At 69.4% G+C, this 24760-nt stretch carries 25 protein-coding genes and 1 tRNA gene; 15 read left to right on the top strand and 11 right to left on the bottom strand.

Features of this window, described 5'->3' with window-relative positions; genetic code table 11:
* Positions 1 to 23 precede the first annotated feature (23 nt).
* The 4 genes from ACZZ97_RS11310 (at position 24) to groL (ending at position 3084) form a co-directional block, all read left to right on the top strand.
* Positions 24 to 317 (top strand): DUF3263 domain-containing protein, encoded by a 294-nt coding sequence (locus ACZZ97_RS11310; RefSeq protein WP_463473222.1) that lies wholly within the window; start codon positions 24 to 26, stop codon positions 315 to 317.
* A 26-nt stretch (positions 318 to 343) separates the two neighbouring features.
* Positions 344 to 934 carry a LytR C-terminal domain-containing protein gene (locus tag ACZZ97_RS11305; RefSeq protein ID WP_314102720.1) on the top strand — a complete coding sequence of 197 codons (591 nt, stop codon included), beginning with the start codon at positions 344 to 346 and terminating at the stop codon, positions 932 to 934.
* Positions 935 to 1126: 192 nt separating this feature from the next.
* Positions 1127 to 1330, top strand: coding sequence for a cold-shock protein (locus ACZZ97_RS11300; protein ID WP_314102722.1), 204 nt, complete (start codon positions 1127 to 1129; stop codon positions 1328 to 1330).
* A 134-nt stretch (positions 1331 to 1464) separates the two neighbouring features.
* Positions 1465 to 3084 carry a chaperonin GroEL gene (gene groL, locus ACZZ97_RS11295; RefSeq protein WP_192040916.1) on the top strand — a complete coding sequence of 540 codons (1620 nt, stop codon included), beginning with the start codon at positions 1465 to 1467 and terminating at the stop codon, positions 3082 to 3084.
* Between the two features lie 706 nt (positions 3085 to 3790).
* On the opposite strand, the gene ACZZ97_RS11290 is transcribed toward groL, so the two are convergent.
* The 7 genes from ACZZ97_RS11290 to ACZZ97_RS11260 all read right to left on the bottom strand — a co-directional run bounded on the left by ACZZ97_RS11290 (position 3791) and on the right by ACZZ97_RS11260 (position 10837).
* On the bottom strand, positions 3791 to 4939 hold the full coding sequence (locus tag ACZZ97_RS11290; RefSeq protein ID WP_463473798.1) for a sensor histidine kinase: 1149 nt from the start codon (positions 4937 to 4939) through the stop codon (positions 3791 to 3793).
* On the bottom strand, positions 4843 to 5559 hold the full coding sequence (locus ACZZ97_RS11285) for a hypothetical protein (protein ID WP_463473221.1): 717 nt from the start codon (positions 5557 to 5559) through the stop codon (positions 4843 to 4845). Before ACZZ97_RS11285 ends, ACZZ97_RS11290 begins: the two co-directional genes overlap by 97 nt.
* Positions 5560 to 5626: 67 nt before the next feature.
* On the bottom strand, positions 5627 to 6319 hold the full coding sequence (locus ACZZ97_RS11280; protein ID WP_123355366.1) for a response regulator transcription factor: 693 nt from the start codon (positions 6317 to 6319) through the stop codon (positions 5627 to 5629).
* A 102-nt stretch (positions 6320 to 6421) separates the two neighbouring features.
* On the bottom strand, positions 6422 to 6991 hold the full coding sequence (locus ACZZ97_RS11275) for a hypothetical protein (protein ID WP_314102730.1): 570 nt from the start codon (positions 6989 to 6991) through the stop codon (positions 6422 to 6424).
* Positions 6988 to 8622: a DNA repair helicase XPB gene (locus tag ACZZ97_RS11270; RefSeq protein ID WP_314102732.1), complete on the bottom strand. Its 1635-nt coding sequence runs from the start codon at positions 8620 to 8622 to the stop codon at positions 6988 to 6990. The genes ACZZ97_RS11275 and ACZZ97_RS11270 overlap by 4 nt, the downstream gene beginning before the upstream one ends.
* 37 nt (positions 8623 to 8659) lie before the next feature.
* Positions 8660 to 10519, bottom strand: a complete 1860-nt coding sequence (locus ACZZ97_RS11265; RefSeq protein WP_463473220.1) for a helicase-associated domain-containing protein — start codon at positions 10517 to 10519, stop codon at positions 8660 to 8662.
* 39 nt (positions 10520 to 10558) lie between these two features.
* On the bottom strand, positions 10559 to 10837 hold the full coding sequence (locus tag ACZZ97_RS11260; protein ID WP_133738369.1) for a hypothetical protein: 279 nt from the start codon (positions 10835 to 10837) through the stop codon (positions 10559 to 10561).
* Positions 10838 to 10929: 92 nt separating this feature from the next.
* On the opposite strand from ACZZ97_RS11260, the gene ACZZ97_RS11255 reads away from it, so the two are divergent.
* Positions 10930 to 11307 (top strand): cold-shock protein, encoded by a 378-nt coding sequence (locus ACZZ97_RS11255; protein WP_123547905.1) that lies wholly within the window; start codon positions 10930 to 10932, stop codon positions 11305 to 11307.
* Positions 11300 to 12097: a DUF3027 domain-containing protein gene (locus ACZZ97_RS11250; RefSeq protein ID WP_463473219.1), complete on the top strand. Its 798-nt coding sequence runs from the start codon at positions 11300 to 11302 to the stop codon at positions 12095 to 12097. The genes ACZZ97_RS11255 and ACZZ97_RS11250 overlap by 8 nt, the downstream gene beginning before the upstream one ends.
* Before the next feature lie 116 nt (positions 12098 to 12213).
* Here ACZZ97_RS11250 and serC read toward each other — a convergent pair whose 3' ends face one another.
* Positions 12214 to 13326, bottom strand: coding sequence for a phosphoserine transaminase (serC, locus tag ACZZ97_RS11245; protein ID WP_463473218.1), 1113 nt, complete (start codon positions 13324 to 13326; stop codon positions 12214 to 12216).
* An 87-nt stretch (positions 13327 to 13413) separates the two neighbouring features.
* Between serC and ACZZ97_RS11240 the strand changes: the two genes are divergently transcribed.
* The 7 genes from ACZZ97_RS11240 to ACZZ97_RS11210 all read left to right on the top strand — a co-directional run bounded on the left by ACZZ97_RS11240 (position 13414) and on the right by ACZZ97_RS11210 (position 18556).
* The gene (locus ACZZ97_RS11240) at positions 13414 to 14106 is read left to right on the top strand and encodes a metal-dependent transcriptional regulator (RefSeq protein ID WP_463473217.1); all 693 of its coding nucleotides are present in this window, start codon (positions 13414 to 13416) and stop codon (positions 14104 to 14106) included.
* A 261-nt stretch (positions 14107 to 14367) separates the two neighbouring features.
* On the top strand, positions 14368 to 15372 hold the full coding sequence (locus ACZZ97_RS11235; protein WP_463473216.1) for a C40 family peptidase: 1005 nt from the start codon (positions 14368 to 14370) through the stop codon (positions 15370 to 15372).
* Between the two features lie 329 nt (positions 15373 to 15701).
* Positions 15702 to 16196, top strand: coding sequence for an HNH endonuclease (locus ACZZ97_RS11230; RefSeq protein ID WP_463473215.1), 495 nt, complete (start codon positions 15702 to 15704; stop codon positions 16194 to 16196).
* Positions 16197 to 16400: 204 nt separating this feature from the next.
* Positions 16401 to 16475, top strand: a tRNA-Arg gene (locus ACZZ97_RS11225).
* Positions 16476 to 16649: 174 nt separating this feature from the next.
* A complete protein-coding gene (locus ACZZ97_RS11220) occupies positions 16650 to 17444 on the top strand; it encodes a TIGR04255 family protein (RefSeq protein WP_463473214.1) in 795 nt (264 codons plus the stop codon).
* 52 nt (positions 17445 to 17496) lie between these two features.
* The gene (locus ACZZ97_RS11215; RefSeq protein ID WP_463473213.1) at positions 17497 to 18072 is read left to right on the top strand and encodes a hypothetical protein; all 576 of its coding nucleotides are present in this window, start codon (positions 17497 to 17499) and stop codon (positions 18070 to 18072) included.
* 55 nt (positions 18073 to 18127) lie between these two features.
* On the top strand, positions 18128 to 18556 hold the full coding sequence (locus ACZZ97_RS11210; RefSeq protein WP_463473212.1) for a hypothetical protein: 429 nt from the start codon (positions 18128 to 18130) through the stop codon (positions 18554 to 18556).
* On the opposite strand, the gene ACZZ97_RS11205 is transcribed toward ACZZ97_RS11210, so the two are convergent.
* Entirely contained in the window at positions 18553 to 19701 is a 1149-nt protein-coding gene (locus tag ACZZ97_RS11205; RefSeq protein ID WP_463473211.1) for a tyrosine-type recombinase/integrase, read from the bottom strand. The genes ACZZ97_RS11210 and ACZZ97_RS11205 overlap by 4 nt on opposite strands.
* Positions 19701 to 19955, bottom strand: coding sequence for a helix-turn-helix domain-containing protein (locus ACZZ97_RS11200; RefSeq protein ID WP_463473210.1), 255 nt, complete (start codon positions 19953 to 19955; stop codon positions 19701 to 19703). The genes ACZZ97_RS11205 and ACZZ97_RS11200 overlap by 1 nt, the downstream gene beginning before the upstream one ends.
* A gap of 92 nt (positions 19956 to 20047) precedes the next feature.
* On the opposite strand from ACZZ97_RS11200, the gene ACZZ97_RS11195 reads away from it, so the two are divergent.
* Positions 20048 to 20605, top strand: coding sequence for a hypothetical protein (locus ACZZ97_RS11195; protein WP_463473209.1), 558 nt, complete (start codon positions 20048 to 20050; stop codon positions 20603 to 20605).
* A gap of 20 nt (positions 20606 to 20625) precedes the next feature.
* Here the strand turns inward: ACZZ97_RS11195 and ACZZ97_RS11190 are convergent, their stop codons facing one another.
* Positions 20626 to 20898, bottom strand: a complete 273-nt coding sequence (locus ACZZ97_RS11190; RefSeq protein WP_463473208.1) for a hypothetical protein — start codon at positions 20896 to 20898, stop codon at positions 20626 to 20628.
* Positions 20899 to 21388: 490 nt separating this feature from the next.
* Here ACZZ97_RS11190 and ACZZ97_RS11185 point away from each other — a divergent pair, with 490 nt between their 5' ends.
* Positions 21389 to 24706, top strand: coding sequence for a hypothetical protein (locus ACZZ97_RS11185; protein WP_463473207.1), 3318 nt, complete (start codon positions 21389 to 21391; stop codon positions 24704 to 24706).
* The last annotated feature ends 54 nt before the right edge of the window (positions 24707 to 24760 follow it).

The following is a 24760-nucleotide window of genomic DNA, read 5'->3' as shown; positions in this document are numbered from 1 at the left end:
GGCCGGGACCGAGAGGGCGGGCAGTGAGCGACGAGGGCAGCGGCAGCGGGGACGTGCGCACGAGCGCGCTGTCCGAGCGCGACCGTGCCCTGCTCGACTTCGAGCAGCGTGCCCCGTCCTCGCCCGGACAGAAGGAGGCGGCGCTGCGTCGCGAGCTCGGCCTCACGACCGCGCGCTATCAGCAGATGCTCGGCTCCCTCCTCGACAGACCTGCTGCACTTGCCTACTCGCCCATGCTCGTGGGGAGGCTCCTGCGACTGCGCGAGGAGCGCTCGCGGGCGAGGGCCGCCCGCTCGTTCGGGCCGACCGACCGCTGACCCACACGGAAGACCGACACCACACCATGGCGAAACACCCCCGCGACCGATTCGACGAGGTGCCCGGCGACCTGCAGAGGGTCGGGGCCCACCGAGCCGTGGCGCGGCGAGGTCGCGGCTGGGTCGTCTTCGCGTGGTGCGCCCTCGCGGTCGGCGTCTTCGTCGGCGCGGGCGTCGTGTACCTCGGCGTCGCGAACGACAGCTTCCAGTTCGTCTCGCCGACCTCCGACGAGACGGCCGAGGCCGGGTCGGAGACGCCGGCCGACGACGCGACGGACGGGACCGCCGCCCCGACGACGCCGGCCGAGACCGTCGCCCCCGCCGACCCGGCGTCCGTCGACCCCGACGTCACCACGATCACCGTGCTCAACGGCACGACGACGAGCGGGCTCGCGAGCCGCGCGTCGCTGGCCCTCGCCGAGACCGGCTGGACCGTGGCCGGTCAGGGCAACGCCGACGGCACCGTGCCCACGACGATCGTCTACTACGCCGACGCGGCCGACGAGGCCGTGGCCCTCGGCGTGGCCCGCGACCTCGGCACGACCACGGTCGAGCTGAGCGACGCGTTCCCCGACTCGTCGGTGACCGCGGTGCTGGGGGCGGACTACACGCCCTGAGGCGCGCCTCCTCGTTGCCGTCCCGTTGCGGTCGTGTTGCCGCCCCGTTGCGGAACGTGTGAATTCGTCACTTCTGGCGGGTTAACCCTGCGCCGAGGCCTTCTGCGGGCCGGTGCGCCCTGGCTAGCATCTGGTCCCGGCACTGGCACCACCGCACGCGCCGCACGAGAGCACAGCAAGGGGAACGACACCATGGCACAGGGCACCGTCAAGTGGTTCAACGCGGAGAAGGGCTACGGCTTCATCACCGTGACGGACGGCGGACAGGACGTCTTCGTCCACTACTCCGCCATCGACATGAACGGCTACAAGGTCCTCGAGGAGGGCCAGGCGGTCGTCTTCGAGGTCGGCACGGGCGACAAGGGGCCGCAGGCGGAGAGCGTCCGTCCGGCCTGACCCCTGCAGGGCGTCACGAGGTGCGGGGCTCACTTGCACTCCATAGGTGAGAGTGCCAGAATCGTCCTTGGCACTCGCCGTTGGTGAGTGCCAATGCTTCTGCTTCATGACGTCCGGGAGGGACGAGGAAACACATGGCTAAGATCATTGCTTTTGACGAAGAGGCCCGTCGTGGCCTCGAGCGCGGCCTGAACATCCTGGCCGACGCGGTGAAGGTCACGCTCGGCCCGCGCGGCCGCAACGTCGTGCTCGAGAAGAAGTGGGGCGCCCCCACCATCACGAACGACGGCGTCTCCATCGCCAAGGAGATCGAGCTCGACGACCCGTTCGAGAAGATCGGTGCCGAGCTCGTCAAGGAGGTCGCCAAGAAGACGGACGACGTCGCCGGCGACGGCACCACCACCGCCACCGTGCTCGCCCAGGCGCTCGTCCGTGAGGGCCTCCGCAACGTCGCCGCAGGCGCCGACCCCATCTCGCTGAAGCGCGGCATCGAGAAGGCCGCCGCCGCCGTCTCGGCCCAGCTCCTCGCCGACGCGAAGGACATCGAGACCAAGGAGCAGATTGCGGCCACCGCCTCGATCTCCGCCGCCGACCCCACCATCGGCGCGCTCATCGCCGAGGCCATCGACAAGGTCGGCAAGGAGGGCGTCGTCACCGTTGAGGAGTCGAACACCTTCGGCACCGAGCTCGAGCTGACCGAGGGCATGCGCTTCGACAAGGGCTACCTGTCGCAGTACTTCGTGACCGACCCCGAGCGCCAGGAGGCCGTCTTCGAGGACGCCTACGTGCTCATCGTCAACTCGAAGATCTCGAACATCAAGGACCTCCTCCCCGTCGTCGACAAGGTGATCCAGAGCGGCAAGCAGCTGCTCATCATCGCCGAGGACGTCGACGGCGAGGCGCTGGCGACCCTGGTCGTCAACAAGATCCGCGGCATCTTCAAGTCGGTCGCCGTCAAGGCCCCCGGCTTCGGCGACCGTCGCAAGGCCCAGCTGCAGGACATCGCCATCCTCACCGGTGGCCAGGTCATCGCCGAGGAGGTCGGCCTCAAGCTCGAGAACGCGACGCTCGACCTGCTCGGCCGTGCTCGCAAGGTCGTCATCACCAAGGACGAGACGACCATCGTCGAGGGCGCCGGCGACCCCGAGCAGATCGCGGGCCGCGTCCGTCAGATCCGCTCCGAGATTGAGGCGACCGACAGCGACTACGACCGCGAGAAGCTCCAGGAGCGCCTCGCCAAGCTCGCCGGCGGCGTCGCCGTCATCAAGGCCGGCGCGGCCACGGAGGTCGAGCTCAAGGAGCGCAAGCACCGCATCGAGGACGCCGTCCGCAACGCGAAGGCAGCCGTCGAGGAGGGCATCGTCGCCGGTGGTGGCGTGGCCCTCATCCAGGCCGGCAAGACCGCTCTCGCCGAGCTGCACCTCGAGGGCGACGAGGCGACCGGTGCGAACATCGTGCGCGTCGCCATCGACGCTCCGCTGAAGCAGATCGCCTTCAACGCGGGCATGGAGCCCGGCGTCGTCGCCGACAAGGTCCGCAGCCTGCCCGTCGGACACGGCCTGAACGCCGCGACCGGCGAGTACGTCGACATGATCGCCGCCGGCATCATCGACCCGGCCAAGGTGACCCGCTCTGCCCTGCAGAACGCCGCCTCCATCGCTGGTCTGTTCCTCACCACCGAGGCCGTCGTCGCCGACAAGCCCGAGCGCAACCCGGCCCCGGCCGGCGACCCCTCGGGCGGCATGGACTTCTAGTCCGCGACCGCGCCAGCCACACCGCAAGGGCGGCTCTCCTCCGGGGGAGCCGCCCTTCGGCGTTCGTGCGTTCGTGCGTGCGCGCGTGTGTGCGTGCGTGCTCTTCTGCAAATGCCGACCAGACGGCGTCCTCGCGCTTCGCAAAAGTCGGAAAACCCGTTGTTGCATGCGAGCAGGTCGGGTTGTGGGGGCTGCGGGTCACGCACGCGTGCGGGGGAGCCGCAGAACCCGACCGGAGCGTGCTCGCGGGCCCTGCAGTACCCGGATTCTCGGGGACAGCAGGCTCGCCGGTCGGCATGTGCGGATCCCCCCGTAATTTGAGAGTGATCCGCGTGCTGCGTCGGTGTCCGAGCAGGAGGCGCGGCTCGGATCGTGCGGATCACGCGCACATGACGGGTTGGACGCGTGAGCGGAGAGGGGCCGCGGCTGCGCCGCACCGCTGTGGGGGCGGTCGGTCGCAAAGCGAGAGTGATCCGCGCGGCGCGAGACTCGGCGACCGGCCTCTGCGGTGCCCCGACGACGGATCGCTCGCGGATCACGGGTGGGCGCGTGAGCGGAGAGGGGCCGCGGCTGCGCCGCACCGCTCTGAGGGTCGTGGGACCGCACAGCGAGAGTGATCCGTGCGCCGCAGGCCTCGGTGAACGGCCTCTGCGGCGTTCGGACGACGGATCACGCGCAAATTACGGGTACGACCCCGGCAGAGCGGCTAGGAGGCGGGCGTCGTGGGCGGCTGGTCGGCGGCAGGGGCGGCCGTAGCGGCAACTCCAGCAGCCCCGGCGGCACTGCCGGCACCCCCGACCTCGGGGAACAGCGGCAGCGCGACCCGGAAGGTCGCACCGCCTCCGGGGGTGTCGAAGACGTCGACGCTGCCGCCGTGGGCCGACACGATGCCGGAGACGATGGCCAGGCCGAGGCCCGAGCCGCCCGTGTCGCGGGTGCGCGACGAGTCAGCACGCCAGAAGCGCTGGAAGATCTTCTCCCGGATCTGCGGCGGGATGCCCTCGCCGTGGTCGACGATGTCGATCGTCGCGACGCCACGGCCCGGGTCGGACTGCACGGCGAGCTCGATCGGGCTGTCGTGCTCCGTGAAGCGCATCGCGTTGCCCATCAGGTTCGTGATCACCTGGCGCAGCTTGTTCTCCTCGCCGAGCACCACGGCCGGCGCCTGCGGGCCGTGGCCGGACGCGTCGCCGGACTGCTCGTCGCCGACCGGCTCGCCTGCCCGCACGGCGCGGGCCCGCAAGCCACGGAGGCGCGCGAGGGTGGCACCCGCGAACGAGATCGCCCCCGTCGACCCGGGCGGCACGGCGACCGCGTCGTCCGGCACGGCCGACAGGTCGGCCACGGGCAGCTCGTCGGCCCCGTCGCTGACGACAGGGTCGTGCACGACCACGGCGATGTCGCGGTCCGGGTTGGACGCCATCGTGTCGAGGGCCGAGTCGCGGGCGATGGCGACCAGGTCGACCGGGCCGAGCTCCAGCGGCTTCGACTCGTCGAGACGGGCCAGCGCGAGGAGGTCCTGCACGAGGACGCCCATCCGGATCGCCTCCTTCTCGATGCGGTCCATGGCCTGGGCGACGTCCTCCGGCTTGGTCAGCGCGCCCATCCGGTAGAGCTCGGCGTAGCCGCGCAGGCTGACGAGCGGGGTGCGGAGCTCGTGGCTGGCGTCGCCGACGAAGCGCCGCATCTGGTCGATGGTCCGCGACCGGTCGTCGAAGGCCGAGTCGATCCGGCTCAGCATCGTGTTGAGCGAGCGGTTCAGCCTGCCGACCTCGGTGTTGGGCGTCGTCGAGTCGAGGCGTTGGCTGAAGTCGCCGTCCGCGAAGCGCGCCGCCGTGGCCTCGACGTCGCGCAGGGGGAGAAGGTCGACGTGACGAGCAGGCGCGTCAGGGCGGCGCCGAGCACGATGACCGAGACGCCGAAGCCCAGGAAGATGCCGCTGAAGCGCCCGATGACGGCGTTCGTGCTGGCGAGGTTGGTGCCGGTGACGATGGTGGCGTCGATCTGCTCGACCATGCCGGTCGTCTGGTCGCGCTGCGTCAGCGTCTTGTCGAACGCGTAGATGCGCCACTGCTGGTCGTGGTCGGAGTTGTACACGCTCATCGGCTCGGCAGTGGTGCCGGCCTTGGGGAGGTCGACGGCCGAGAGGTCGGGCCCCGTGCCGCCCTGCAGCTCGTCGGCGTTGTCGCAGATGCGCGTGCCGTCCTCGCGGAAGAGCGCGACGAAGCTGCTGCTCGTCGCCCCGAAGGTGACGGTGCACGACTGCGCGTTCGTGGCGCTCTGCGACGCCCCGGAGAACGTCTCGGCGGCCGACTTGAGCGACAGGTCGACCTGGCCGTAGAGGTACGTGCTGAGCACCGTCATGGTGCCGAGGCCCGCCACGAGCAGACCGAGGGTCACGAGGGTGACCGTGATCCCGGTGATCTTGGTGCGGATGGAGATCTCGTTCCACCACTGCGACAGGCGTTCGTGCATGAGAAGCGAAGATACCGGTGGCGCCTGGGAGCCGAGGCCCCCGGGCGCCACCGGTGATCGTTGCGCGTCAGGCCTTGGCGGCCTTGAGCATGTAGCCGAAGCCGCGCTTCGTCTGGATGATCGGCTCGGCCGAGAACTGGTCGAGCTTGCGACGCAGGTACGAGATGTAGCTCTCGACGATGCCGGCGTCGCCGTTGAAGTCGTACTCCCACACGTGGTCGAGGATCTGGGCCTTCGACAGCACGCGGTTGGGGTTCAGCATGAGGTAGCGGAGCAGCTTGAACTCGGTCGGGCTCAGCTCGATCGCGGTCTCGCCGATGGTGACCTCGTGGGTGTCCTGGTCCATGGTGAGCTCGCCGGCGCGGATGATCGCGTCCTCGTCCTCGTTCATGGTGCGGCGGAGGATCGCCTTGATCCGGGCGACGATCTCGTCGAGGCTGAACGGCTTCGTCACGTAGTCGTCGCCGCCGACGGTGAGGCCCGTGATCTTGTCCTCGGTGTCGTCCTTCGCCGTCAGGAACAGGATGGGCGACGTGTAGCCCGACGACCGGAGGCGCTTGGTGACGCCGAACCCGTTCATGTCGGGCAGCATGACGTCGAGGATGATCAGGTCGGGCTCTTCTTCGAGGACCGCGGAGATCGCCTGCGCGCCGTTGCCGACCGCTCGCACGGCGAAGCCGGCGAACCGGAGGCTGGTCGTCAGCAGGTCGCGGATGTTGGGCTCGTCATCGACGATGAGAATCTTGGGGCCGTCGCTCATGCCCCCAGTATCTGTCCGCGCCCTCGGTGTTGCCTGTGAGTCGTGAGTGCGCCGACCGCGTGCGAGCAGCGAGCGCGCCGTCAGCGAGCCGTCAGTCGACCGTCAGTGGCCCGCGTCGTCCCACTCGGTGTTCGGCACGAGCGCGATGCGCGTCGTGAGCTCGAGCAGCTCGTCCGGCACCGCGAGCGTGAAGGCGACGCCGTCGCGCTGCTCGAGCACGGCCGTGTAGCCGGAGGCGCGGGCGATCTCCCATCCCGGGAACCGCTCGACCGGGGCCGTGACGACCCGCGCCTCCTCGGCGTCGTCCAGCTCGCCGAGCGCGCTGAGGCCCGCGTAGAGGTGGTCGACGACGGGGGAGCCCGCGAGCAGGTCGCTGCGCTCGAGGACCTCGGGGTCGCGGGTCCAGGTCACGACGCTCAGGCTCGCGCCCGCGTGCAGGCCGCCCTGCACCTCGTACGTGCGCTCGACCGAGACGACGACCGTGTCGTCCCACGGCGCGGTCCGCGAGCGCTGGCCCCGGTACTCGACGGCCTCGTGGTCGAGGGAGGCGACCAACGGCCCGAAGGCCGCCCACGGCGACTGGTCGGCCAGGAACACGCGGCGCAGGCCGTCGCGCCAGAGCTCGTCGTCGCCGAGGGGGACGTCGCCGGGCCCGAGCTCGGGCCCGCTCACGCGGCCAGCACCGGGGAGTCGAGGATCGTGTAGCTGTAGCCCTGCTCGGCGAGGAACCGCTGACGGTTCTGGGCGAAGTCCTGGTCGACCGTGTCGCGGCTGACGAGCGTGTAGAACGACGCGGGCAGGCCCGACTTCTTCGGCCGCAGCAGGCGCCCGAGCCGCTGCGCCTCTTCTTGCCGCGAGCCGAACGAGCCGCTGACCTGGACCGCGACCGTCGCCTCCGGCAGGTCGACCGAGAAGTTGGCCACCTTCGAGACGACCAGCACCTTGATCTCGCCCGAGCGGAAGGCCTGGAACAGGCGCTCGCGCTCGTCGATAGGCGTCGCGCCCGTCAGGGTCGGGGCGTCGAGCACCTCGGCGAGCTGGTCGAGCTGGTCGAGGTACTGGCCGATCACGAGGATCTGCTCGCCCTCGTGCCGCTCGACGAGGTGCTTGACCACGTCGAGCTTGGCCGGCGCCGTGGCGGCGAGGCGATAGCGCTCGTCGTCGGGGGCGGCCGCGTACTCGAGCCTGTCCTGCTGCGGCAGGTCGACCCGGACCTCGAAGCAGCTCGCGGGCGAGATGTAGCCCTGCGCCTCGATCTCCTTCCAGGGGGCGTCGAACCGCTTGGGCCCGATCAGGCTGAACACGTCGCCCTCGCGGCCGTCCTCGCGCACGAGGGTGGCGGTGAGGCCGAGGCGGCGGCGCGCCTGCAGCTCGGCGGTGAGCTTGAAGACGGGGGCCGGCAGGAGGTGCACCTCGTCATAGACGACGAGGCCCCAGTCGAGGGCGTCCAGCAGCGACAGGTGGGTGTACTTGCCTGCTCGGCGGGCGGTGAGGATCTGGTACGTCGCGATGGTGACCGGCTTGACCTCCTTGACGGAGCCCGAGTACTCGCCGATCTCGTCCTCGGTCAGGGAGGTGCGCTTCAGCAGCTCGTCGCGCCACTGCCGTGCGCTCACCGTGTTCGTGACGAGGATCAACGTGGTCGTGCCGGCGGCGGCCATCGCCCCGGCGCCCACGAGCGTCTTGCCGGCGCCGCAGGGCAGCACGACCACGCCGGAGCCGCCCGAGAAGAACTCGTCGATGGCCTGCTGCTGGTAGCCGCGCAGCTGCCAGTCGGTCTGGTCGAGCTCGATGGCGTGCGGGGTGCCGGGCGTGTAGCCGGCGTGGTCCTCGGCGGGCCAGCCGAGCTTGACCAGCTGCTGCTTGATCTCGCCGCGAGCCCAGGGGAGCAGCTCCCATACGGTGTCGCTCCGCCGCACGCCGAGCAGCTCGCCGATCTTCTTGACGCGCGTGACCTCGCGCAGCACGGCGTCGTCGGTGCCGCGCAGCACGAGGGTCTCGCCGTCGCGCTCGATCACGATGCGCCCGTAGCGGGCGACCGTCTCGGCCACGTCGACCGTGACGCTCTGCGGCACGGGGAACTTGCTGTACTTCTCGAGCGTGCCGAGCATGTCGTCGGCGGTGTGGCCCGCGGCGCGCGCGTTCCAGAGGCCGAGGCGCGTGATGCGGTACGTGTGCACGTGCTCGGGGGCGCGCTCGAGCTCGGCGAACACGCTCAGGTCGTGGCGCGCGTCCTCAGCCTGAGGGTGCGCCACCTCGAGCAGGACGGTGCGGTCGCTCTGCACGATCAGGGGGCCGGTCATGAGGGTCGAGTCTAGGCGCGCCCTGCCTGGGTGCGACTCAGGCCGAGCTCGACACCGAGACGACGTGCGACAGCGGCAGCGTGCGCTCGACGTCCGACTTCTTGTCGCGTCCGCGCACCCGTCCGCCGCCGACGCCCGTGGGCTCCATCTCGAGCTGGCTCGTGCTGCCGTCGGGCATCGCGATCGCGATGGTGACGGTCAGGCGGCCCTTGACCGCGGCGTCGAGCTGACGGGTGATCCAGGCGCGGTCGGTGGTCTCGCTGCTGGCCTCGCTCCCCGCGGTGAGCCGCTCGACCATGTCGCGCACCGCGTCGCGCGGCGGCACGGGCGTCGGCCGGTGCAGGCGGCGTCGCGCCGGGGGAGTCGCCTCGCCGCCGTCGTCGACCACGACGACCGGGTACCGCTCGTCGCTGAGGGCCCAGAAGACGGTGTCGCGGTCGAACGTCGTGGCGACGCGCCCGGCGTCCACCCGCTGCAGCGCGAGGGGCGCGAGGGCGTGGTCGACCTCGAGGGTGTCGACGCTCGCCCGCTCGTCGGAGCTGACGACCGTGACCGCTCCGGCAGGCAGGTCGGCACTGCCCACCACGCGCTCGACCCGGTACCGCCCGTGCCGCTCGGCGGACTGCTGGAGGAGGTAGTCGAGCGGCTGCGGGACGCCGGTGAGGCTGATGCCCTCGAGGAACGACCGCAGGCTGTCGGCCGTCTCGCCGGCGGTGAGGGCGCGCTGGATGCCGCCCTCGGTGATGCGGTAGGTGGCGGCGAGGCCGGCGCTCTCGACGTCGGCGATGACCCGGAGGCGGGCGTCCAGCCCCGGGGCCAGCGGGCCGGGCGCGACGACGGTGAGGTCGTGCTGCAGGTAGACCTGCTCGATGGCGTCGGGCAGCAGGTCGGCGACGCGGGCCCTGGCCGCCTCCGGCCCCTCGCGCAGCAGCGAGACGGCCGCGCGGGTCGGGGCCTGGCCGCTCGTCAGCCCGAGCAGCTCGGCCGCCCGGGCGAAGACCGCGAGGCGCTCGGGGATCCACGCGTCGCCGGCCGGGTAGGCCCAGCGCGCGTACTCGGACAGCGGCTCGCCCCACGAGGTCTCGACGCGCTCGTGCAGCACCGCGAGGATCTCGGCCGGCAGCGAGGCGAGCCACGCGCGGGTCAGCGACTCCCAGCGGTCGGGCCACGAGGAGGCGAGCCAGGCCGCCGCCTCCTGCGTGCTGGCCACGCCGTCCGGGCCGGCGGCCGCGAGGCCGGCGCGGGAGGCGATGGCCACGACGGTCGGGACGTCGTCGACGTCGAGACGGGCGGCCTCGGCCAGGCGCCGCACCTCGGGCAGGGCGAGCCCGCCCTTGGCCAGCTCACGGGCCGGCGACCTGTCGAGAGCGCGGAGGATCTCGGCGACCTCGATCACGACGGCGTAGAGACGCTCGGCCGACCGCGCGTCGGTTGCGTCGCGGTCGACGTCGGCCACGGCCTCGAGCACGACGGGCGGGTGCTCGGCGCCCAGCCGGCCGGGCGAGAGCGCCGGGTCGTCGTCGAGTCGGTCGCCGACGCCGTCGAGGGTGCTGACGCTCGCGGTCGGCCCGTCGCCCTGGCGCACGACGAGGAACAGCTCGACGAGGTGGTCGACCGCGACGGCGACCGCGCCCCGACCGATGTCGAAGACCGCGTCGAGGCGGCCGACGAGGGCGTCGAGGTCGCCCGGCGTGCGGGCGGCGTGCAGCACGAGCAGCTCGGTGCGGTCGAGGTGCGACAGCGCGTCGCGCACCGACGAGGGGTCGAGCAGCGTGTCGGCGAGGTCGAAGGCGTCGTTCACCGAGGAGGCGCGGAGCAGCCGGGCGGAGAGCAGCCGGACGAGGTCGTCGGGCGCGGAGGAGCGGAGCACGCCCGCGAGGTCGAGTGCACTGGACATGGGCATGGCCTCCTGGTGGTGAGCAGCGCGGTGCTGCGTCTACCGTGTGGTGTCGCGACTCGCCCTGCTGCGACGGACGACCCCGACCACCACCGAGGCGATGATGAGCAGGATCGCGAGCGGCAGCCCGATCAAGGGGAGGATCGTGACCATCGGCCACGCCCCGCCCGAGTAGTCGTCGACGCCGACGACCTGGCCCACGAGCCGCGCGACGAACGCGGCGATCGAGAGCCCGACGATCGTGACCATCATGACGATCAGCACGCGTTCAGTACGATGGACGCCCTGAGGTGCGTTCTGCTCGTTCTTGTCTGCCACCTCCACAGGATAGTGGCTGACCGCCGGGCAGGGCGGTCCCGCACCTCGCGTCCTGGCTCAGGACGCACCCCCACACCACGAGGAGTCACATCGTGCCCACCGGCAAGGTCAAGTTCTACGACGACGAGAAGGGCTTCGGCTTCATCAGCAGCGATGACGGCCAAGAGGTCTTCCTCCACGCGTCCGCGCTGCCCGCCGGCACCGTCGGCGTCAAGGCGGGCACCCGCCTCGAGTACGGCATCGCCGACGGCAAGCGCGGTGCGCAGGCGCTCTCCGTGCGCGTGCTGGAGGCCGCCCCGAGCCTCGTCAAGCGCAGCCGACGCAGCGCCGACGACATGGCCGTCATCGTCGAGGACCTCGTGAAGGTGCTCGACCAGGCCGGCGGCGACCTGCGCCACGGCCGCTACCCGCAGAACGGCGCCAAGCTCGCCGTGCTGCTGCGCACCGTCGCGGACCAGTTCGATGCCTGACGCCGCCTCGATGCCCGACGTCGCCTCGATGCCCGACGTCGCCTCGACGCCCGACGCCGCCTCGACGCCCGACGGCGCCGCGACTCCGGACGCCGCCTCCACGCCCGCCGCGGCGACGGACGCGCCCCGCACGTCGCCCTTCGCCGGGCTGGCGCGCACCGCCCTGCTCGAGATCACCCCCGACGAGACGATCGGCGCCGAGGCGCCCCCGGTCGACGAGGTCGACGGAGTCGTCTCGGTCCGTTTCGCCACCCTGCTGCCCGGCTACCCCGGCTGGTTCTGGACGGTCAGCGTCGCCCAGGTCGAGGGCTCCGACCCCACCGTCCTCGAGGTCGAGCTGCTGCCCGGCGACCACGCCCTGATCGCGCCCGACTGGGTGCCGTGGGCCGACCGCCTCGCCGAGATGAAGGCGCAGGAGGCGGGCGACGCGGACTCCGAGGACGACGACGAGTCGGACGACGACGACGACGACCCTGACGAGGACGACGGGTCGGACGACGACGATTCGGACGACGACGACGACGAGGACGACGACGAGTCCGACGAGGACGACGACTCCGACGAGGACGACGGCCCTCGGCCTGTCCACGGCGGCGACGTCGACGGCGTCGACATCGACGACCTGGACGACGAGGACGACGACGAGGACGACGACGACTCGGACGACGACGACTCGGACGACGAGCCCGTCGTGCCGCCCGCGCACCCCGAGGCGGACGCCGACGACGACTCGCACGTCGGCGACTGGGACGGCGAGGACGAGGACCCGCTGCCCCGTCGACGACGCTGACCTGCCCGACGCGGCCCGCGCCTCCTCGGCTCGGTCCTGCTGACGCTCGGTCCTGCTGACGCACGGAGGCCCCGACACCTGCTGGTGTCGGGGCCTCTCGCGTTCGGGGACGGCGCCTAGAGGGCGCCGACCACGTGCTCGATCGAGCGGATCAGCTGGCGGACGTCGTCGGGCTCGATGGCCGTGAAGGTGGCGACCCGCAGCTGGTTGCGGCCGAGCTTGCGGTACGGCTCGGTGTCGACGATGCCGTTGGCGCGGAGGGTCGCGGCGATCGCCGCGGCGTCGATCGACTCGGCGAAGTCGATCGTCGCGACCACCTGCGAGCGGTGGGTCGGGTCGACGACGAAGGGCGTCGCGTACTCGGAGGCGGTGGCCCAGTCGTAGAGCGCCGACGACGACTCGCGGGTGCGGGCGTCGGCCCACGAGAGGCCGCCGTTCTCGAGCATCCAGCGGGTCTGGTCCTCGAGCAGCAGCAGCGTCGTGAGGGCCGGGGTGTTCAGCGTCTGGTCGAGCCGGGAGTTGTCGACGGCGTTCTTGAGGCTGAGGAACTCGGGGATGTACCGACCGCTCGCGGCGATCCGCTCGATCCGCTCGATCGCCGCCGGCGACATGAGGGCGAGCCAGAGGCCGCCGTCGGAGGCGAAGTTCTTCTGCGGCGCGAAGTAGTAGACGTCGGCCTGCGAGGCGTCGAAGTCGATGCCGCCCGCGGCGCTCGTGGCGTCGACGACGGTGAGGGCGCCGGGGTCGCCGTCGACTCGGGTGACCGGGGCCATGACCCCGGTCGAGGTCTCGTTGTGCGGCCAGGCGTAGACGTCGACCCCCTCGACGACCTCGATCTGGCTGAGCGAGCCGCCCTCCGCGGTGCGGACGACGGGAGCCTCGAGCCAGGGGGCGGCGACCGCCTTCGCGAACTTGGAGCCGAACTCGCCGAACGACAGGTTCTCGGCGCGCTTCTCGACGAGCCCGAACGCCGCGGCGTCCCAGAACGCCGTCGACCCGCCGTTGCCGAGCACGACCTCGTAGCCGTCGGGCAGGCGGAAGAGGTCGGCGAGGTCGGCACGGACGCGGCCGACGAGCTGCTTCACGGGGGGCTGACGGTGCGAGGTGCCGAGGATCGTGGCGCCGGCGGTGACGAGGTGCTCGAGCTGGGCGCCCCGGATCTTGGACGGGCCGCAGCCGAAGCGTCCGTCGCGGGGGAGGAGGTCAGTGGGAATCGAGAGGTCCGCCATGGCACGATCCTAGTGACGCGGCACGGGCGGACCCGCGCAGCCGGTAAGCTGACGAGGTAGTCCACGCGTTCCACCGGGAGGCCCCTGTTGACCGATCTCGTCGACACCACTGAGATGTACCTGCGCACGATCCTCGATCTCGAAGAAGAGAACATCGTGCCCCTGCGGGCCCGCATCTCCGAGCGACTCGGCCACTCCGGCCCGACGGTGTCGCAGACGATCGCGCGCATGGAGCGCGACGGGCTCGTCGTCGTCTCGGGCGACCGCCACCTCGAGCTCACGCACGACGGCCGGTCGAAGGCGACCCACGTCATGCGCAAGCACCGCCTGGCCGAGCGCCTGCTCGCCGACGTCATCGGGCTCGACTGGGCCTACGTGCACGACGAGGCCTGCCGGTGGGAGCACGTGATGAGCGAGCAGGTCGAGCGCCGTCTGCTCGAGATGCTCGACCACCCGACCGAGTCGCCCTACGGCAACCCGATCCCTGGTCTCGACGAGCTGGGCGACTCGCCCGCGGGCCGGTTCCTCGACGGGGTCGTCAACCTCGTGCAGGTGCTCGCCGAGAACCCCGAGGGCGTCACGCGTCCCGTGCGTCGCCTCGCCGAGCCCGTGCAGTTCGAGCCCGAGCTGCTCCAGCAGCTGCAGGACGCCGGGGTCACTCCCGGCGGCGTCGCGACCGTCACCGCAGCCGGCGCGTACGTGCTCGTGAAGGTCGAGGGGCACGACGACGGCCTTGAGCTGCCGACCGAGGTCGCGCAGCACATCTACGTCTCTGCATAGCTGATCCACAGGCCTCTCGACGACGCCTCGAGGGAGGCGCTCGGCGGCCTGCCAGGGTAAGCCAAGGCCTGAACATGAGGCGTCGTTACCGATTCGTGATCTGAGTCGGAGGCGATTACAGTCGCAGGGTCCCCGAGCCGTGAAGCAGTCGTCGGGGCCCGTGGCAGGACGTCTCGTGCATCCGTCTCCTGCCTCGCGTCGACGATCTGACGTCGGACGGAGCACCTCCCTAGGGTGACGAGGCGCAGGAGACCCGACCTCTTGACCACTCCCGTTCTTCCCCCCGAAGGAGGCGGCAGCGCAGCCCAGCGCGCCGACTCCGCCGAGTTCCCCACCCGCTCCTCCCTCCGCCGTGCCGAGGCCGCTGCCGCAGCTGCCGCCTCCGGGCGCCGCGGCTCGGCGTCGACCGTCCCCGCGGCGCGACGTGTGCTGCGCTCCGAGCTCGTCGCGCGCCGTGCCGCCGAGCACCACGCCTCGACGACCGCCGCCACCGTGCCCGCGACCCGGTCGCGCCTGTCCGTCCGTCGCAGCGTCGTCAGCGTGACGGTCATGACCGTCACCGCGGGGCTCTTCGGCACGGTGGCCCTGCCCGCCTTCGCCCTCGACCAGGACGACCCGGCCACGAGCGAGGCGGCCGCAGCCGCCGCCGTCACCGACGCCCGGGTCGCCGGAGGGCAGACGCTCGCCGTCGACGCCACGGCGGTCGAGACGGACGCCACGCGCGCCGACTGGTCGGCGACGTCGCAGGCCACGCTCGACGCGGCGGCGGCCGCCCAGGCGCTCGCCGCCCAGCAGCAGGCCGAGCAGGCCAGCGCGGCTGCTGCCGCAGCGTCGTCGGCCTCGTCGTCCGCCAGCTCGGCGGGCACCGGCTCCGGGTCGTCGCGCTCGATGGCCACCGAGGCCATCGCCTCGTCCGGCTCGACGGGCCAGGCCGCCGTGTACCAGGCGGCCCTGCAGTACGTCGGCACGCCCTACGTCTTCGGCGGCGCGACGCCCGCCGGCTTCGACTGCTCCGGATTCATCATGTACGTCTACGCGAAGTTCGGCGTCTCGCTGCCGCACTCCGTGGGCAGCCAGGCCGCCCTGGGCACGACGATCTCGGCCTCGGAGGCGCGCCCCGGCGACGTCGTCGTCTTCAACGACGGCTCGCACGACGGCTTCTACGCGGGGAACGGGATGATCCTCGACGCGCCGAAGCCCGGCGGCTCCGTCAGCGTGCGCCCGCTCTGGAGCAGCGCGGTGCACTACGTGCGCTACGCCGTCTAGGGGACGGTCGCCCGCCTCCTCGGCTCGGCTGTCGGTCGAGCAGCAGTGAACGAGCAGTGAAGAGCCGCCCCGCCCCTAGGCAGGGCGGCTCTTGCGGGTTAACCTGGCGATCTCGGAGTTCCGCTGAGACCAGGAGCGTCACATGAGCCGCACGACAGCCACCCGCACCATGGGCGAGCTGTCGCACGAGCACATACGACACACCGCCGTTCGATAGAGCACCGTCATCCGTGACGGTGCTTTTTTCGTCCCGTCGGCCTGCTGGCCCCCGCTGCCCCGAGAGCAGTCGAATCCCTGGAAGCCGTCCAGGGTGCTTCGAAAGGGAAAGCATGCGCACTCTCGTCCTCAACGCCGGCTTCGAGCCCCTCGCCGTCGTGTCGTTCCGTCGGGCCCTCGTGCTCGTCATGACCCAGAAGGCGACGGTCGTCTCGGCCGACGCCGACCACCCCGTGCTCGGCGCCGGGTTCGCCTACGACCGCCCGTCGGTCATCGTGCTGACGCGCTACGTCCGCATCCCGCACGGCCGCACCGTGCCCGTCTCGCGCCGCGGAGTGCTGCGCCGCGACGCGCACCACTGCGCCTACTGCGGCCGGTCGGCGTCGACGATCGACCACGTGCAGCCGCGGTCGCGAGGAGGCGCGGACAGCTGGGAGAACCTGGTCGCGTGCTGCCTCCGCTGCAACAACGTGAAGAGCGACCGGACGCCGACCGAGATGGGCTGGACCCTGCGCTGGCAGCCGAAGGCGCCGCACGGCGTCGGCTGGGTCGTGCGCGGCACCGACCGGCCGCAGGCGGAGTGGGACGAGTACCTCGCGGCGGCGTGAGCTCGTGCGCCGCAGGTCGGTCTCGCGTCGGTGCAGGCGCCGGTGCCTGCACCTGCACCTGCACCTGCACCTGCATGGACTTCGCGCCGGGTTTCGTGCAGTGCACCGCGTCCAGTCCCGGTGCAGTGCACGAGACCCGGTGCGGTGACCCTGAGGTGCGGTGCCGCGACGAGGAGGTGCGGGTTCGGTAGACTCGCCCGGTCAGCCTCTGTAGCTCAATGGAAGAGCAGTTCCGTCCTAAGGAAAGGGTTGGGGGTTCGAGTCCCTCCAGGGGCACCAATTCATGCGCAGTCCACGCTTGAACGCGCAACTGCAAGGCCCTTTCCCACGTTTACCCCACGCCATGGTCGGCGTGGTGTGGAACTCGAATTGTCGACGGCTGTTCATCCCCGGCGGCTAAGGTGACGTCATGCAGTTGCGATGCGGGTTGGCCCTGCCGTGAGTACAAGATTTATGTCTCCACCACTTCTCGAGCTCATTGCCGAGGTTCGCTGGGACGTCTCCGACGGGTCCACCAGTGTCGGCGTGCCAGGTGCTCCAGTTCAGTTCCAGGTCGTCACGGCCGACCACGAGCCGTTCCTTCAGCGGTTTGGAGACGCCTGTCGACGCCTTGGTTTCACTTACACGGAGCGTCTATTGCCTCCCGGTATGCCGTCAATGCCCGGACAGCCTGCATACAAGTTCAGCCAGGGCCAAGAGTCCATCATCGTCCAGGCGGGTGCAGGACTTGTGACCGTGCATGCCCTTCCGCCTTACAAATCTTGGCTCGACTTCTCTCCGTTTGTAGAGAAGGTTCTTAGGGCCGTCGTCGATGCGCGGCAGGAGGGCGCAGGCGCAACCTTTGCAGCCGTGAGTGTTCGCTACATCGACGCTTTTGGTGAGCGCTTTCTTCGGGGGAGCAATCCCGCCGCCTTCGCCCAGGATGTGTTGGGCTTCCGGTTGGAAACGCCTACTGCTATCTCCTCGTCCCGGGATGAGTCGAGGCCTACGCGATTGGCTTTGTCCTACGGGTACGGCACGCCTGACGGTCTTAATGCTCAGATCACTGTGTCCGAGGCGATTGTGCAAGATGGCGAAGTTGCCTTGGTGCTAGACATGACCGTGGGTGCTGAAGGCCATGTATCAGCCGAGATGGAGACGACGATGGACGTGCTGAACCGCTCCAGAGCCGTGATTCACAATGTCTTTATCGAGTCGACTCAGACCTTGCACGACGTCATGATTCCGCAGAGCGACGATGATGAGTAGCCAGTTGAACAGTTCCTTGGCTGGCGGGCTTTCGGGGGGAGCAACTCAGGCGATGTCAGCCCTCTCATCCGTCTTTGCCGTGACATCAGGCATGGCCAGCCTTCCCATCAGCCTCATGGGAAGTGCGCTGCAAGCAGCAGGAGCGACAATGCGAGAGGCTGTGAGCCTTGCTGAGGTTGCTAGTCACGCGGGAGCTCCCTTTCAAGACGAACTCGCTGAGGTCAGCGAACTGCAGGACGGCTGGAACGGCGAGGGCAGCTTGGCGCCGAGTCACGTCGTCTTGGCGAACGTAGTCCGCGTTCTGTCCGCGATGCCCGTGCCCTTGTCGACTCTTGATTTGACTCCTAACGACAACGGCACCGTCTCTCTTGAATGGGAAACTGAATTCGGTTACGCCTTCTTGGAAATCGGTGAGCGTAAGTACGGACTCACCCTGAGCGGAGTCGGGCACGATCCGTCGTTCCACAATGGGGCCGTGGAAGCTCTTGTCCCTCAGGACCTTGTTGGACTCATTCAACGTACTGTTTCTGGTGTCAGGCAAGTTGTCGTCGACCGGCCCAATGTACGAATCGTGCGCACACCGGCTCTATCAGAGCTTCGCCCTACCTTCGACGTTAGTTTTGCTTGACAGCGTAGCTCCGGCTCTTGCTGAGTTGCCTCAGGTACTTGGGCCAGAGGAATGCGTGGAAAGGGCTGTGGGCCGGGGTCACTTTCGAAAGGCCGATTCCTCGCTCAAGTGGCAGGCGCTGAGGCCGCGCCCTTCCGAAGAGGGTGCCTCAGTCATCCGCCAGATTGTTGGTGACTCCGAGGTTAAGCGTCTAGCCAAGATCATCAAAAGTGACTACGTCGGACTGGCAGAGACGAAGGTGCAACGACTCCGGGATGCTGGCCTAGACGCCATCGACAAGCGCAGAGAAGGGGAGTTTCGTGGTCACGCCGAGATTCCGTTTACGACATATCCGTCGATTCTCGAGCCTTTCGAGCCACAGCTTGCAGGTGAAGGAAATCTGGAGGACATCAACTACTACCGAAGTCTCGTGGTGCTCTTCAAGTTCCGTCTTGATCCCGACGTAGAAGCCGCCCCGTGGGTCGCTGAGCCGCTCTGCACCTAGTAGGTGTTTGGGGCGAGCCTGTCCAAGGCTCGGCGGACGTCCGGCGCTGCTTCCTTGAGCTCGTGGATGTAGTGCGTCTCAGTGGTGGTCACGTCCTTGTGGTCGACGAACAGCGACGCGGTCTGGACGTCGAAGACGCGGGCGATGGTGGTGAGAGAAGTCTTTCGCAGGTGGTGAGGCGTGACGAAGTCCAGGTCGAAGCGGCTCCGGATGTTGCGCCAGGAGGACCGCACGTTCCGCGGGGCGAGAAGGGTGTCGTTCCGGCTGACGAACAGGTAGCCCTCGGCGTTCGTCGTCTGGGCAGCGCGACGCCGCAGCACATCTGCAGCGAAGGCGGGGACAGTCACCGTGCGCTGGCCCTCGGGCCCGTCCTTGGTGTGCTCCTGACGGAATGGGCTCTGGTTCGCAATGGAGATGAGAGTGGATTGGATGTGGACTCGAGGCCCGGCCTCATTGTCGAGGTCTAAGTCGGCGGCCTTAAGACTGAGTACTTCACCGATGCGACCGGCAATGCCGAGTTGCACCTCCACGATGTCGGCGAGCCAACGATTCTGGCGCATGCTCGCCACTGCTTCCCTCATCCGGGACAGTTCCTCGATTGTCAGTGCCCTTGGTTTGAGCTTCGCTCGAGCCGGGAGTTTCGTACCGGCAGCGGGGTTTGCAAGAACCGCGTCGTGCATCACTGCGTACGCAAAGGCCTGCTTGAGAATCGTGCGAGCCAGTTCCGCCTGAGACGCCCGCTCCTTAGCCTCACCCAGGAGGAAGTCTTGAAGGATTCCTGCGGAGACTTCGCGCAACCGGAGGCTGCCTACCTTCGGCACGATGACGCGGGCCATGACGTCGCTGTAGCTGGCTTCGGTGCTTCGAGCCAAGTGGACCAGGGTTCGCTTGTTGTCCCACCACTTCTCCAGAAGCGTCGTGACGCGTGTTTCTCCACTCACGACTGAGAGTGAGGAGGCAGCAGTCCGCGCCTGGAGAGCGACCTTCAACGCAGTCTTTGCCGCGCCCTTGTTGCCGGCGACTCGCTCCACGGACCGGACGACGCCGTCGTTATCGCGGAAGCGGCAGCGGGCTCGGAAGCCGCCGGCCACCTCGGTGACTGTGATGTTGCCGAAGGTGCCGATGGGAAGCGGAGGGCGGGCCATCAGATGCTCTCGATCGTGTTCGCGGCGCCGACCTCGGGGCTGAGGACGGCAACGGCCTGACTGCGAGCCCAATCGTCGAGTACATCCGTCTCGTAGAGGACAGACCCACCGACCTTCAGGTAGGCCGGTCCCACCGAGCGGCAACGCCAGTTGCGGAGCGTCTTGGAGGAGCGACGGATACGGTGGGCGGCCTCTGCTTCAGTGAGAAAGGGACCGACTGCCACGAGGCCGGAAGGGGTTGTGGTGGTGGACATGTTGGCTTTCTCGGTGATGACACGAGCCCTGTGCGCGGTCATCAACTCCATGCGCGGCACGCGTCACCGCTCTGTCCCAGGTCGTCCCGCAAGTGCCCAAAGGGCTCTTCGCCGTGTGGCGCCTTGGTGGCAGCCGCGGTCGACGGCGCCCGCTTGCAAAAGCCGTCGAAGCTCTCAACGGCCCGGCCGCGCATGACGTGCCCATGCAGAAGTCATTCCTCCATGCCAGTGGTCCTGGCTCCCGTGGTGAAGTTCTCACCGGTACGTCCGAACAGATCATCGAGGCACTCATCGACCTGCACTTCGGTGAAGGCGTCGACCGGCCGACCGCGATGCGAGCGATCGCCGTCGTCGCAGCAACCGAGTTCCAGGCAGAGGTGATGCAGCGGGCGTCGACCGCGGGCACTTTCTCGCTCGACGGGTGCACGATGACGGAAATCGACCGCCTCACCAGAGACCGGACCATCACCGACCGTGACCTGACTCCCTGGCTCCGCCGCGACGTGCCCCTCGTCCTCGTCCACCCGGGCACCAACGGGTGGCACCCTCCTCAGGGCAACGTCATGACTCTCGAGCATCAGACCGCTTCTGGCCTGTTGTTGAGCCTCGCCCGAAGTGGCTACCTCCGGGTGGGTGCCATCTCCGTCTGAGGTCTGGCGCCCACCACGGGTCAACCGCGCGTGCTGGCCTGACGACGCCGGGCCGTGCGCTCCGCTCGGGCTGCCTCCTCGCGGTCCTCGCGTCGGTCTGCCCGGATCCGGTTGATGCTCGTGGTTCCGAGCTCGAGGCCGTTGCTGCTGAGGGTGAGCTGCAGATCAGCGGCCGTGAGGTCTTCGTCGTCGAGGAGCCGGGCGAGGTTCTGGCGCGACACCGGGTCCAGGGTCCTGACGAACTCCTGGAACTTGCCGGCGTAGCGGGGGCGGCGGATGGGCTGTTCGAACATGGCGTTCTCTTCCTACGTGTTGCGCCATCGAGGGCGCGGATGAGTCTCCTGCGGAGACGAGGGGCTTCTTCTCCCTCACCCATCAGATGGGGCACGATCGGGAAAAAGTTAAGCCGCCGCCCGAGATTTGTTGGCTCGCATTTGAAGAGGCCAGCGGTCCAGGGGTGGGGCACAACTTGGCCAGCACCTGGGGCAGCACAAAACCCCCGAGGATGCAGGCCTGTTAGCTCTTCTCTTCTCTCCAGACCAGCAGATCTAGAAGCAAGAGCCGGCCCCCACGGTTCGCGGGTTCCTGCCCGCCAGTCGATGTTGTTCCGGTCACCTGCCCCAGGCGCTCGACAGCTGGCTGCCCAACCCCCGTCTGCCGTGTTGGGTTCGGCCCCCGAAAGAAAGATGAGTCCGGCCCTTAACTTTCCGTCGTTCTTGCCCCCTTTCCATTGTGTGCCGCCGAGTGGCGGTGCCCCGGAGACGGGATCACAAGGGATCGACCATGGGGGAAACCACCACCGAGAGCATGGCTCTTGACCAGCAGGACTGGGCAGCGCAGCACGCTGCGATCTGGGGCAGCCACGAGTGGCCCGCAGGCACGGTCATGAGCATCTGCAGCCAGGCCGTCGACAAGCTCACCGGCGTCAAGGGCGCCTTCCGAGGAATCGCGGCCGTCCCCATCAGCGACGCATCAGCTGCCTGGGACGTCCTGGCATCGGCAGCGAGGAAGGGCGACAACGTCTGGGTCGGAGTCGGGGGACTCCGACCCAGTTACGGGCCGGGACGGGGCAAGAAGGCCGACGTTGTTGCCTTGCCTGCGTTGTTCGTCGACATCGACTTCAACTCGGGCAGCCACTCCGCCGGCGACAGGAACCCGACGAAGGACCAGGCGCAGCGATGGATCGATGCTGCTCCGCCGGCAACCGTCAAGGTCTTTACCGGAGGCGGTGTCCACCTTTACTTCGTCCTCGACGACCTCCTCGACCCGCACACCCCCGACGGGGCCGCCTTGCTGGACGCCCACAAGAAGTTCTGGATGCAGCTCGCCGCGGAGGACGTCCTCAACATCGACGCGGGAGTCCTGGCCGATGCCGTCCGCATCCTGCGCCCCGCCGGCACCTGGAACGCGAACCAGAGCCGGCGAACCCGGCTCGAGTTCGCGGACGGCCCCCGCTACTCCGCAAACGAACTTCTGACCCGCTACCCGGAGGCGTCGACGCCCGAGCCTCGACGGACGCAGACCCAGGGCACTGGGCCGCTGCCCCCAGCGGCCGGTTCGGCTCCCGGGACGTCCGAGCGCATCGGTGACCGCTTCGCGCTGACCGTGCCGGTGAGCGTCTTCGCCGAAGCAGTCTTCGGCGCTGAGGAGCGCCCCCAGAACGGACTCACCTTCCCCGGCTCCGACGGGGATCTCGGCCCGCTGGACTCAGCCCGCATCTACCGGGCCACGAACGGTGAGCCGGAGCGGCTGACCATCTTCGACACGACGGTCCAGAGCGTCTTCGGGCTCGACGGGCAGAACCACTCCTGGTCGTCCTTCGACCTCCTCGCCCACGCCTTCGGCGGCCCCACGGGGTATCGGAGGGCGGCGCGCCTGGTCGCGGACGGCGAACGCGGCGGGACCTGGCCGCTGCCGTTCTTCACCAGCCTCGCCGCGGTGCTCGACCCCGACGTCCTCCGCGCGTTCGGCATCGCGCCAGTGCCGCAGACAGTCTCGCTCGCGCCACCGCCAGTGACGCCCGTCATGGCCGTCACCGAGCCGCAGGCCGTAGTTCTGGCACCCGTGGGGCCCAGGGGTGACGATGCTGCTGAAGACGCCGACGAGGCTGCGCTGCTGGACCTCCTCGACCCGACCTCCACGTCGACGCCGGTGGCCGCGGCGGAGGCACCTTTGACCATCGCTCGGGCCGTGGCCGACCGTGTTCCCGCGCGGTTCGAGCTCGAGGACGGACTGCGCGCCTACGTCTGGGACGAGACCGCCTCAGGAGAGACCCGGCACGGCATCTACAAGACCGTCCGCTTCCAGCTGCCCGACCTGTCGCACGGGGAACGCCTTGAGCGCATCAGCAGCTGGGTCGCGTTCAAGAGCCGCAAGACCGAGCAGCTCACCGTCGACACGCAGGGCCGGAAGGTCATCGCCGCCGAGGCCAAGGTCACCGTCACCCTCGCGAGGTCCGATGGACGGGTGCGCACCCAGGCGGGCTTCACCACTGCAGAAGCCCACTCCGCCAAGACGGTCGTGGACCGCCTCGACGTCGGCGTCAGCCTGCCGATCAGCACCGTCGCTCGAGAGCAGGTTAGCAACGCCCTGCGTGAGCTCGGCACCGACGGTGGCACCGACGTCGTCGAGGCGTACGGCACTCTCGGCTGGCTGAAGCCCGACGTCGGGGGATGGACCTACCTCGCGCCTGCCGGATCGGTCAACGCCCAGGGAACCGTCCCGGGCTTTACCGTCGGCAGCCCACCCCGAAGCGAGGAGGATTCCCTCCTCGAAGCGCAGCTCGCCTACGGCTTCCCGGAACTCCCCTCAGACGCCACCGCCATCCGGACGGCGGCGTCGGCGATCCCGGCGTTCCTCGCCATCACGCCCACGAGCCACGCCGCGTTCGCGATGCTGGGCCTCGCCTTCGCCGCCCCGCTGGCACTCTCCGAGCGGACCAGCGTGTTCCTGGTCAGCCCGCCAGACGCCGGCAAGACGCAGCTGCTGCGCGCCTTCCAGGCGTTCCTTACGGGCAACGCCTACCTCTCCTCGTGGACGGGTTCTTCCCTGCCGAGCGCCACTGCGCTCGGAGCATCCATCACCGCCAAATGGGCGCGTCACGCCGTCAGCATCCACGACGATTTCAGGGTCCCCCAGGACCGCCGCAAGGCCGACGTCGTCAACCTCGCCGTCGCGAACGTGGTCCAGGCCAGCTACGGAGGTGCTGGCTCCGGGGCGAAGTCCACCGTCGACGGCGGACTCAAGACCGCCTCCGAAGCCGAGACTTGCGCCATCATCTCCGGTGAAGCCCTGCCCGGCGGAGGAGTCGGTGTACTCTCCCGCATCCTCGCCATCGACCTCCCACCCGGAGCCGTCGCGATGACGCCCCGAGACGCATCCCCCTTCGACACCTTCCGCGAGGCGCACCCGGCTGCTGCTCAAGCGCTCTACGGCGCCTACATCCGCTTCCTCGCCAGCCGCCTCGACACCGCCGGCACCCTCCGCCAGTTCCGAACCACGAACGAGCGTCTCCGAGCTGAGAACGCACCCAGGGCGGGCCGCTCCGCGAGCAACGCCTCCGTCGTCGGCGCCGGCTGGACGATGCTCCGCCTCTTCGCCGAGACCGCCGGCTTCGCCGACCTCATCCCCACCCAGGAAGACGTCGTCAAGGCGCTCGACGACCTCGCCGGGGCCAACACAGCCCTCGTGCTGGAAGCGAACCCCGCGCAGGCCATCGTCAACGCCGCACGCGACACCATCGCCTCGAAGACCGGTCACATCGCCCTGCACGATGGCAGCATGCCCACCGGGGAGGAAGCAACGCGTCTCGGATGGCAGTGGACGGCCCGTACGGCGACCGCCGGCGTCTACGAGCCCACCCGTTTCGAAGTCGGCGTGCTCTCCGAGGACCGCCAGTACGTCGTCCTCCGCAACCAGGCAGTCACGGACCTCAAGCGACGAAACCCCGCCCTGGAAGGCCTGCCGATGGGGCAGCTCAACGCCGGCTTCCTCAGCCTCGTCAAGGACGGCACGACCCCGGGAAGCAAGGCCCCCCGCACCATCGCGGGCGAGACCCGCCCCCGCGGCTACGTGCTGCCCGCCAGCGCCTTTGATCTCTGACACCCAACCTGCCGCATGCCCAACTGGTAGGAGCACCCGCGTCCTACCGCTGGA

Source organism: Frigoribacterium sp. AC512, assembly GCF_979258295.1.
The sequence above is the reverse complement of the archived record's forward strand: the minus strand, read 5'-3'. Positions and strand labels throughout refer to the sequence as shown.